General features: G+C 54.9%; 1 protein-coding gene. It reads right to left on the reverse strand.

The window, feature by feature from the left end; all coding sequences use genetic code 11:
* Nucleotides 1-38 precede the first annotated feature (38 nt).
* Nucleotides 39-1,340: an MFS transporter gene (locus AC1DRJ_RS25395; protein WP_477804580.1), complete on the reverse strand. Its 1,302-nt coding sequence runs from the start codon at nucleotides 1,338-1,340 to the stop codon at nucleotides 39-41.
* Nucleotides 1,341-2,123 lie beyond the last annotated feature (783 nt).

Raw genomic sequence — 2,123 nt, forward strand, 5'->3', positions numbered from 1 at the left:
GAGCCACCAACCGCATGAATTGACCTATCTAGAGTTGTTCAACTCGCAGCTTGGACAGCCGTTGCGATTTTCTTTTCCTGCTGTCTGATCGTCATGATGGCTACCGCGGCAATCAGACAAAGCGCACCGCCCGTAAAGAATGCAGGCAGGTAACTCAGGAGCGTCACCCGTGACCAACCGGCCCCAAAAGCGGCGGCGGCCGCACCGATTTGATGACCAGCAAAAATCCACCCGAATACAAGTCCTGCGCGCTCCGCACCAAAACGGGAGGCCGCAAGACGCACGGTTGGAGGAACGGTCGCGATCCAGTCGAGGCCATAAAACACAGCGAACAATGAAAGGCCGTAGATCGAGAAGTCAGTGAAAGGCAGCACGATCAATGACAAACCACGAAGGCTGTAATACCAAAACAGCAGGTGGCGGTTGTCGAAGCGATCGGACAGCCAGCCAGACGCGACGGTACCGACAAGGTCGAATACGCCCATGGCCGCGAGTAAACCAGCGGCCTTCACCTGCGAAATACCAAAGTCACCGCACATTGGGATCAAGTGAACTTGCACCAGGCCGTTGGTTGTCGCGCCACAGATGAAGAATGTTCCGAACAGGATCCAGAACACCTTGGTTTTTGCGGCGTCACGCAGGGCGCCGATTGAGGCGGCGATGATCGATGCGCTGCTTGACGTAGGTACAGTGATCGGATCAGTTCCGACATCTCCGTAGGGCCTTAAGCCCATGTCACTCGGACGATCGCGCATTACCAGCAGCACCGCCAATGCAGCAATTACCAACATGACGCACATCAAACCGAGAGCCCAGCGCCATCCCCATTGGTCGGTGATGCTTGCGAGAATCGGCATAAAGATAAGCTGCCCAGTCGCTGTACTGGCGGTGAGAACGCCAACGACGAGACCTCGACGAGCACTGAACCAGCGCGACGCGACAGTGGCGCTGAGTGTCAACGCTGTCATGCCAGCGCCGATGCCGACTGCGACGCCCCACAAGACTACCAGTTGCCAGACCTTCGTCATGCCGAGCGAAAGCAACAGGCTGACCACAATGATCGTCAATGCAGTGAGGGTGACATGGCGCAAGCCGTATCTGTTCATCAGTGCGGCGGCGAAAGGAGCCATCAGTCCGAAGAGCACGAAACGGATCGAAAGGGCGGAGGAGATCTCCACGGTGTTCCAGCCGAACTCCATCTGCATCGGTACGATAAAGACACCCGGCGCACCTACCGATGCAGCACTGATGAGGGCGGTTAAAAAAGTGACCGCGATCATGGCCCAGCCGTAGTGAATGTTACGGCGGGCGAGAACGCTCGAGAGCCATCCGGAAATCATAGGTACTCCTTTTTTGTGGCACTCATCGCCACTACGATTGCAAGAAAGTGAGAGCTGTCGAACGATGAATTCAACAGCTTTTTAGCGGCTCTCGCCTCGCGTACCGTGCGTTTCAAGCTCCAAGGAATCACTCGTCAGTCTTCATTTCGACAGAGGTATTCAACATCGCTGAACAACAGGAGAACTAGCGGCCTGCCGGCTCCTAGCCTGCGCCCGATACAGCTACGGACGGGACTGGCTGCTTCTTTTCGCAACCGGGTGATTCCGAGCGAAGTGCTTGCCGCAAAAGGCATCGCTCGCGTTACCTCGGTTTGAACTTCTACCCAGCCTAGTCACTGTCAATGGCGAGCTTGTTATTTAAATTATTATCGTCATATGAAGCGATGTATCACATCGCGTTTGGCCAACCAGAAAGCCTCCTCCGTGAGTATTTGGATCTTTTTCGAACCGACCCGACAGGTCGGTTTCTACGGCTGATTTCCTGGGCTGCCGCTACTGTGGGGGGGCTGGATACCAGGTATCTTGCATCCACCAGTAGGAGCTAGCCGAAACCGACTCTATGTGTTTTTCATAGGTAAGAATTGACTGTTTCTGGATGATTTGTGCCAAATTTTGAGGCGGATCTATTCTGGCCTTGTAGGCATACCGAATCATCACTCCACGCGCGGGCGCCGACTTTCACTGTTGTTCACGTGCCTCTGCCAAGCGTCACCGGTCGTTCTCAAGAAACACATTCGTCTATGGGGGGCTGCGAAGATCGAAACCCATGCGTTACTCAGGAGA

Source organism: Pseudomonas sp. P5_B2 (assembly GCF_056400445.1).